This window comes from Pseudomonas fluorescens (genome assembly GCF_902497895.1).
GTDB classification, from domain to species: domain Bacteria; phylum Pseudomonadota; class Gammaproteobacteria; order Pseudomonadales; family Pseudomonadaceae; genus Aquipseudomonas; species Aquipseudomonas fluorescens_BP.
In genome coordinates this window covers 20,970-29,188 of the sequence record NZ_CABVHQ010000072.1, presented here as the reverse complement: position 1 = coordinate 29,188, position 8,219 = coordinate 20,970, and the positions used below count along the sequence as shown (strand labels likewise).

Below are 8,219 nucleotides of genomic sequence, written 5' to 3'. Positions count from 1 at the left end.
GGACAAGGTCTTGCGGCGCCTGGCGCAGTTCCAGGTCTGGCCGCAATCGGCGGTCGACGAAGCCCTGGAAGAACCCCTGCTGCTGGCGCCACGCCTGGAACCGAGCCTCGCGCCGTTACTGGCGCGACGCCTGAACCGTACGGACAGCCCACCCCTGATCCGCACCACCCTCGACGCGACCTTGCAGCGACGTCTTGAAGACTTGCTGCTGGGTTGGCGCGCGCGCTTGCCGGAGCATACCTCCGCAGCGATTCTGGTGGTCGAAGAAGAGACCATGGCGGTACGCGCTTACCTGGGTTCGGTGGACATCAACGACGCCAGGCGTTTTGGTCATGTGGACATGATCAGCGCCCTGCGCTCGCCCGGATCGACCCTCAAACCCTTCCTCTACGGCATGGCCATGGACGCCGGGCTGATCCATTCCGAATCGCTGCTGCAGGACGTGCCGCGTCGCTACGGCGACTATCGGCCGGGAAATTTTTCCATGGGTTTCAGTGGCGCCGTTCCGGCCAGTACCGCGCTGGCTACATCGCTGAATTTGCCCGCCGTGCAACTGCTCGAAGCCTACGGGCCGAAACGCTTTGCTGCCGAGATGCGCATTGCTGGCATGCCGCAGACCCTACCCGCATTGGCCGAGCCGAATCTGTCGCTGATTCTCGGCGGGGCCGGCAGCCGCCTGGAGGACCTGGTCAGTGGCTACAGCGCTTTCGCCCGTGGCGGCAAGAGCGCCAACATTCGTTTGCAACCGGACGATGTACTGCGTGAGCGGCCTTTGTTGTCACCGGGCTCGGCGTGGATCGTGCGGCGGATACTCAGCGGCCAGGCGCGACCCGATCGCGACCCCCGTGCCGAACTGGTGCAGCGTCCGGTGCTGGCCTGGAAAACCGGCACCAGTTACGGTTTTCGTGATGCCTGGGCGATTGGCGTCGGTCCGCGGTACCTGATCGGCATCTGGATCGGCCGCCCGGACGGCACCCCGGTGCCCGGGCAGTTCGGCCTGGCCTCGGCAGCGCCGCTGATGCTGCAAGTCCACGATGTATTGATCAACCGCGACAGCCAACGCGGGATCAGTGCCCCGGTACAACCGGTGCCGATGAACGTCGGCGTGGCAGCGATCTGTTGGCCGTTGGGCCAGCCCATGAGCCGTAGCGACCCCAATTGCCGGCGTCAGCGATTCGCCTGGACCCTGGATGGCACCACGCCGCCGACCCTGCAGGCGCTGGACCAGCCACTGGGCGTCGGCTTGCTGGAAAAAATATGGGTCAATGCCAAGGGCTTGCGGGTCGACGCCAAATGCCCGGGTGCCGTGGCGCGTGACATCGCCTTATGGCCGGCACCGCTGGAACCCTGGTTGCCACGGGTGGAACGTCGTGAAGCACGCTTGCCCGCCAACGATCCAGAATGCCCTGGGCCGATGCTGTCGGCCGCGTCAGCCTTATCGATTGTCGGCGTGCGCGAAGGCGACCAGCTGCGCCGTCCGGCTGCCAGCCAGGAACTGTTGCGCTTGAAACTCTCGGCCCTGGGTGGCAGCGGTCGGCGCTGGTGGTTCGTCAATGGCGCACCGCTGGGCGACAGCGCCAACCAGGACAGCATCAATGCGACCTTCGATCAGCTGGGTCGTTATCAGCTCAGCGTGCTGGATGAAGGCGGGCAGACGGCACGGGTCGAGTTCAGTGTTGTGGATTAACCAGCTTTCGCGGGCTTGCCTTATACCAGTCAGTTAAGGATTTTGAGACGAACATTGCACCTGTGGCGAGGGGGCTTGACGGAACGCCGCATCGCCCCGTTCGGCTGCGAAGCAGTCGTAAAGTCGGTGAACGCGGTGCGCCTGAAACAACGCGTTGGCAGGTTTTAGGACCGCTTCGCGCTCCAGCGGGGGCAAGCCCCCTCGCCACAATTGATCGCCAAACTGTAGATTTTTGTTAGCTGACTGGCATTGGGGCAAGCCCGCTCCCACAGGAGCGCCACAGTCCTTGTGGGAGCGAGCTTGCTCGCGATCTGTGGCGAAGCGAAAGCACACTGTTCGGCGCTTGCCTTCATTCGCCATCCGCCCGAAGCTATACGCCTTCAGGAGAGCCCGATGAACCTTGACGAACTGACCGAACGCCTGCACGCCATCCGCGACCGTAACGACTGGCGCCCATTCCATAGCCCGAAAAACCTGGCCATGGCCGCCAGCGTGGAAATGGCTGAACTGGTAGAAATATTCCAGTGGCTCAGCGAGGACCAGTCGCGGCAATTGCCAGCGGAAAAACTCGCCCATGCCGGTCAGGAAGTCGGGGATATCGTGCTTTATCTATTGCTGCTGTGCAGCGAGCTGGGGTTGGACATGGAGCAGGTGGTGCGCAGCAAGCTGGCGGACAGTGAACGGAGGTTCAGTTGATGGCTGACCGTCATTTCGATCAGTTGGCGACCCGTTTTGCCGAGAAAATCTACGGTGGCGCCAAAGGCGCGATTCGCCTCGCGGTGCTCCAGGCCGATCTGGCCGAAACCTTGCCGGACCGACCGCTGCGGGTGCTGGACATCGGAGCAGGGCTTGGCCATATGTCCTTGTGGCTGGCCCAGCGCGGGCATCAGGTGACGCTGGCCGAACCTGCCGAACCAATGCTCGAAGGCGCTCGCCAGCGTTTCGCCGAGGCCGGGCAGACCGCGACCTTCATTCAGGCGCCCTGGCAGGAGTTGCTCGGGCAACTCACCGAACCTTACGACCTGGTGCTGTGCCACGCGGTGCTCGAATGGCTGGCCGAACCCCATGCCATCTTGCCGGTGCTGCATCAGCTGACGACCCAGGACGGTTGGCTGTCGCTGGCGTTCTACAACCGAGACGCGCTGATTTATCGCAACCTGCTCAAGGGCCACTTCCGCAAGATGCGCAAGAACGACATGGCCGGTGAAAAGCAGAGCCTGACGCCGCAGCGGCCGCTTGATCCGCGCGAATTGGCAGCGCAACTTGAAGGCCTGTGGACGGTCGAAATCCAGAGTGGGGTACGGGTTTTCCACGACTATATGCCGGTGGAATTCCAGGCCCGCGCCGAGTTGCTGGATTTGCTGGAAATGGAGCTGGCTCATCGTCGTCACCCAAGTTTTATCGGGCTTGGGCGTTACTTGCACTGGATCTGCCGCCCGGTTCAAGCGGTCTAGCCACACAGGCCACTATTCAGTGGAGAGCGTAATGAAATGCCGTCTCGGATTAGTCATAGTGTGTCTGGGTCTGGTCGCTTGCCAGGGCAGCAATCCGTATGTCGCCAGCTCCAACCCGATTCCGCCAGCGCCGCCGCAAGCGGCCAACACCTTCGACCGTAGCGCCTACCCGGCGCCACAGCGGGACTACGGTCGCTACCGCAGTTGGGCCTGGCTCGATGGGCGCTTGCCCGCGGGCTCGGCCTGGGCCGACTCGGCGCAGATTGCTGAAGCGATCAGCAATGGCCTCGATCAACGGGGTTTGCGCCCGCTGCATGACAATCGCCCGGCGGACCTGTGGGTCAGCGCCGATGTGCGCCTGGAAAAACGCCTGCGTCAGGTGCGGGACGATTACGGTTATGGCGGTTATGGCTATGGCGGTTACAACCGCTACGGCAGCGGTTACGGAATGTACAACACGGTGCCGATCGTGCGCACCTATCAGGTGCAAGTGGTGGTGGTGCGGGTCCACCTGTTCGACGCCGGTAGTGGCCAGCCGGTATGGAGCGCCAGCGCCGAAACCAGCAGCCAGGGCAGCATGAGCGCGCGCGCCGATGCGTTACGCGAAGCTGTGGAAAAGGCCATGTCGGCGTATCCTCCTAATTGACAGTATCCCCCTCAGGTTCATGTCTTCGACCGGAGAACCATCATGTTCCGCCATCTTTCCTTACTGGCTTTCGCCGTGCTGCTCGGCGCCTGCCAGAGCCAGGTCAACCATGACTTCGATGCCAGTCGTGACTTCGCTGCTTACCGCAGCTGGAGCTGGAAAGAACCCGCTCTGCAATATCGCCCCGACGATCCACGGATCAAGAGCGACCTGACCGAACAGCGGATCCGCCAGGCGGTCAGCGATCAGCTCGATCAACGCGGTTTGCGCCCGGCGTCCGGCGCCAAAGGCGACCTCAATGTGCAGACCTACCTGATCGTCGAAAATCGTCAGCAACAAGTCACCACCAACTACGGTGGTAGCGGCTACTGGGGTAGTCCATGGAACGGTTACTGGGGGGGGCCGATGTACAACGAAACCCGCAATATCACCTACAAGGTCGCGATTATTCAGATCGACCTGATGGATGGCAAAGACGGCAAGCTGGTCTGGCGAGGCAGTGACGAGCAAATGCTCAGCAGCACGCCGAACCCGGCAGACCGCAGCGCCGCCGTGCGCGCGACCGTGACTAGGATATTGGCCAATTACCCGCCGAGGTCGAGGTAAGGATTTTTCTTGCTGAAGCTGGATCTCGCCCTGAGACATGACCTGTGGCGAGGGGGCTTGCCCCCGTTGGGCTGCGCAGCGGCCCTGAAATCACACAGCGGATTCATTCAGTTAGAACCGCCACGGCACCTTTTTGCTTTCTCGGGAGGCCTACCTTTAGCAGTGCGTCTACCCTGAACCTCATGTCATCGTAGAATGATTCAGCCAAAAGGGACGCTTTTTACCTGATGCAGAGCTTAATGCTATTTATCTGGTTGGCTCTCTGCGCTGCGCAGGACATTCAGCAACGCCAAATTGCCAACGGCTTGACCCTTGGTGCCACGGTCATTGCCCTGGTGTATTTGCTGTGGAACGGCACCACCTGGATGGGGGCAAGCGCGGAGCAGGGGCTCTGGGCCTTTCTGCTGGCGTTGGCCTTCACCTTGCCCGGCTACAGAATGGGACGGCTGGGGGTGGACGATGTGAAATTGATAGCGGCACTGGGGTTGGCCAGCGATACCCTGCACCTGTTGGGAACCTTCATTGGTGCGGGCATCGTCAGTCTGGCCTGGCTGCTGATGGCCCCCAGGCTCTGGCCGCTGATAAACAAAAAGCTCAGAGCCCATTTGCAATTGCTCGATCCGAAAGAATCGACACAACAACCCTTTGCCCCCTTCGTTCTGGTCGGGATGCTGCTGGCTGTCGCCTGGATCGATTAGCCGTCTGAGCCGCAAGCATTATGTTTGCTATAGCCAGAGTGCCCGTTAAACCGAGTTATCGTTCATCGCGAGCAAGCTCGCTCCCAAAGGATATGTGCCGATCACACCCTTCTGGTCTGGCTCAAATCTAATGTGGGAGCGAGCTTGCTCGCGATAGCGGTAGGCCAGTCAACAAAGATATTCAATCCTCTGGTGATGAGGGTCAAGACGGTATCTACAGTAGGCTCGCGTACACCTGTAATGTCATCTGCAGGCAGTGTCGTATACTGCGGCGCCTCATTGCCCGCTGGAGAACACTATGTCTGCCCCTGTCTGGTGGCTGCTTTGCCTGCCCTTTGTTGCCGGTGCCTTTCTGCCGTTGCAGGCGGGGATCAATGGTCAATTGGCCAAGCAGGTTTCCAGCGTTCTGGCGGCGGCATTTATTTCGTTTTTTGTCGGCTGCGTGGCGTTGTTGCTGCTGGTCATGCTTCAACGTGAAGTGCCCACACTGAGCGCGCTGAAAAGCCTGACCTGGTGGCACTGGAGCGGCGGGCTGCTCGGTGCGTTCTTCATCACTACCGCCGCGTTCGCCGGGCCGCGCATCGGCGCTATGTTGTTCATGACGCTGGTGCTGGCCGGGCAGTTGGGCATGGCCCTGGCGCTGGACCATTTCGGTTGGGCGGGTTTTCGCGAAGCGCCGATCAGTGCCGGCAAGATTGCCGGCCTGGTGTTGATTCTCGCCGGGGTGTTCTTGATCCGGCGTGGCTAAGCCGCGGTCTCAGGTAATCGGTCGCCAACTGCCGGTCATGTGCTGCAAGTCGCCGCTCCCCACCAATTGCAAGTCGCCACTCGAGCCTGGTGCGCTGGTCAGCAGCGTCACCTCGCTGGGCAAGCGCACCGGTTTCTTGAACTCCACCGCGATCTCTACCTGGGTGGCGGGCAGGTGCTCGCTCAGGGCTGCCAGGGTACGCGCCTTGTTCCACAAGCCATGGGCGATGGCCTGGGGGAAGCCGAACAGTTTGGCGCTGGTGGCGCTCAGGTGAATCGGGTTGTAGTCACCGGAAACTTTGGCGTACCGCCGGCCGATGTCCGCGGGAGCCCACCAGCGTGTCAGTTCGCTCAAGGCCAGCGTCGGGTTTTCCTCTTCGATGACGGGCTCGCCCGACAGCTTGACGCCTTTGCACAGCATCCGGCTTTCGGCTTCCCATAGCGGCCCGAGGGGATCTTCGAGGGTGGTGATCAGGTCGAACACCGCACCTTTGGCGTGAGGTTGCAGGTTCTGCACATGGACGCTGACCCGCACGCTGCCGACACCGCCCATGGGCCGCAAGACGCGGATGCGGTTGGCCAGATGAATCAACCCCAGCAGCGGAAAAGGAAAGTCCTTGGCAGTGAGCAGTTGCATCTGCAAGGCGAACGCCAGCACATGGGGGAAGGTCGGCGGCAGCCAGCTATTGCCGACAAAACCGCAGACCCTTCGATAAGCCTCCAGCCGTTTGTGGTCGACATCGACCCAGCAACGTAGCCCATCTTCCGGCAGCGTGGTGCCGGTGATCTTGCGCCGCGTGGCCGCTCGAACATACAGCTCGGTCAAGTGTGGGGCGTGGTTCAAGGGGTGCCAGTTGATTGCCATGGTTATGCTCCCAATACGCTTTGCCCACAGACGCGCAATACCTGCCCGCTGACCGCGCCGCTACCCGGCTGACTGAGCCAGGCCACGGCTTCGGCGACGTCCTGGGGCAATCCGCCCTGGCCCAGGGAACTCATGCGCCGCCCGACTTCGCGCAGGGCGAACGGAAGGTGCGCGGTCATTTGGGTTTCAATAAAACCTGGCGCCACCGCATTGATGCTGATGCCGCGTTCCTGCAACAGCGGCGCCCAGGCCTGGGCGAGGCCGATCAGCCCGGCCTTGCTCGCGGCGTAGTTGGTTTGCCCGCGGTTGCCGGCAATGCCACTGATGGAAGCCTGCAAAATCACCCGACCGTTATCGCGCAAGGTGCCGCTGTCCAGCAGCGCCTTGGTCAGCACTTGCGGCGCGTTGAGGTTGACCGCAAGCACCGCGTCCCAGAATTCCGGGGTCATGTTGGCCAGGGTCTTGTCGCGGATAATGCCGGCGTTGTGCACGACGATGTCGATACCGTCCGGCAAGCTTTCGATCAACCGGGTGGCGGCGTCTTCGGCGCAAATATCCAGCGCGATACTGCGCCCGCCCAAGCGTGCGGCGAGGGCCTCTAGATCGGCTTTGGCTGGCGGCACGTCGAGCAGGATGACTTCGGCGCCATCACGGGCCAGGGTTTGCGCGATCGATGCGCCGATGCCCCGCGCTGCGCCGGTGACCAGGGCCTTGCGTCCGGTCAGCGGGCGACTCCAGTCCTGCACCTGGCTGTCGCAGGCATTCAGACGCAGCACTTGTCCGGAGACGAAGGCACTTTTCGGCGAGAGGAAAAACCGCAGGGGGCCTTCGAGCTGCTCTTCGGCGCCTTCGCCGACATACAGCAATTGCAAGGTGCCGCCGTTGCGCAATTCCTTGGCCAGCGAACGACTGAAACCTTCCAGCGCCCGCTGGGCACTGGCGGCGAACGGGTCGCTGAGGGTTTCCGGCGCGCGCCCGAGAATCACCACATGGGGGCTGTGATCGAGGTTTCTCAGCAGCGGCTGGAAGAATTCACTCAGTTGCTTGAGTTGATCGGTCTGGACGATAGCGCTGGCATCGAATACCACCGCCTTGAGTTTCGGCCCGTGACCTGGAATCCAGGCGGGCGCTACCAGCGGCTCGGGACCATAGCTGTAAATACCGTCGGTCAGTTTGTTGCCGAACGTATTGATGTTCTGCGCCAGCGGGCCGCCGCCAATCAGCAACGCCCCTTCGATAGGGCGCAGGCGTCCCGCTTCCCAGCGCTCCAGACGTACCGGTGACGGCAGGCCAAGGGCCCCGACCAGGCGGTGGCCGATGGCTGAGTTGGCAAAGTCGATATAGCGATCAGACATGGAACGCTCTCCAGCAGCTGGGGTTCAAAGTGTGGACAGCGAATGATCATCAGTCGTTCGATCAGCAAGATACGGCCTACGCTTTTGGGTGTATCACTAACAGAGCAGGTTAGTTCGACCCAGAGCTCACCGCCTGTGATTTCAGATTCTGTGGGAGCGGC

9 protein-coding genes are annotated in these 8,219 nt (G+C 61.8%); 7 read left to right on the top strand and 2 right to left on the bottom strand.

Going from position 1 to position 8,219, the window contains the following annotated elements; genetic code table 11:
• From F8N21_RS25770 to F8N21_RS25735, 7 genes are all read left to right on the top strand, one after another.
• Positions 1-1,687: penicillin-binding transpeptidase domain-containing protein (locus tag F8N21_RS25770; RefSeq protein ID WP_150644814.1), on the top strand; the 1,687-nt coding region annotated here is incomplete at its 5' end.
• A gap of 393 nt (positions 1,688-2,080) precedes the next feature.
• Positions 2,081-2,383 (top strand): MazG-like family protein, encoded by a 303-nt coding sequence (locus F8N21_RS25760; RefSeq protein WP_150644813.1) that lies wholly within the window; start codon positions 2,081-2,083, stop codon positions 2,381-2,383.
• The gene (locus F8N21_RS25755) at positions 2,383-3,141 is read left to right on the top strand and encodes a methyltransferase domain-containing protein (protein ID WP_150644812.1); all 759 of its coding nucleotides are present in this window, start codon (positions 2,383-2,385) and stop codon (positions 3,139-3,141) included. The genes F8N21_RS25760 and F8N21_RS25755 overlap by 1 nt, the downstream gene beginning before the upstream one ends.
• 31 nt (positions 3,142-3,172) lie before the next feature.
• Positions 3,173-3,787, top strand: coding sequence for a DUF4136 domain-containing protein (locus F8N21_RS25750; protein ID WP_150644811.1), 615 nt, complete (start codon positions 3,173-3,175; stop codon positions 3,785-3,787).
• Positions 3,788-3,829: 42 nt separating this feature from the next.
• Positions 3,830-4,393, top strand: coding sequence for a DUF4136 domain-containing protein (locus F8N21_RS25745; RefSeq protein WP_150644810.1), 564 nt, complete (start codon positions 3,830-3,832; stop codon positions 4,391-4,393).
• Positions 4,394-4,620: 227 nt separating this feature from the next.
• Entirely contained in the window at positions 4,621-5,091 is a 471-nt protein-coding gene (locus tag F8N21_RS25740) for an A24 family peptidase (RefSeq protein WP_150644809.1), read from the top strand.
• A 298-nt stretch (positions 5,092-5,389) separates the two neighbouring features.
• Positions 5,390-5,839 carry a DMT family transporter gene (locus F8N21_RS25735; RefSeq protein ID WP_150644808.1) on the top strand — a complete coding sequence of 150 codons (450 nt, stop codon included), beginning with the start codon at positions 5,390-5,392 and terminating at the stop codon, positions 5,837-5,839.
• Positions 5,840-5,848: 9 nt separating this feature from the next.
• Here the strand turns inward: F8N21_RS25735 and F8N21_RS25730 are convergent, their stop codons facing one another.
• Together F8N21_RS25730 and F8N21_RS25725 are read right to left on the bottom strand one after the other, a co-directional pair.
• Positions 5,849-6,703 (bottom strand): MaoC family dehydratase, encoded by an 855-nt coding sequence (locus F8N21_RS25730; protein WP_150644807.1) that lies wholly within the window; start codon positions 6,701-6,703, stop codon positions 5,849-5,851.
• A gap of 2 nt (positions 6,704-6,705) precedes the next feature.
• A complete protein-coding gene (locus F8N21_RS25725; RefSeq protein WP_150644806.1) occupies positions 6,706-8,058 on the bottom strand; it encodes a 3-oxoacyl-ACP reductase in 1,353 nt (450 codons plus the stop codon).
• Between the last annotated feature and the right edge of the window lie 161 nt (positions 8,059-8,219).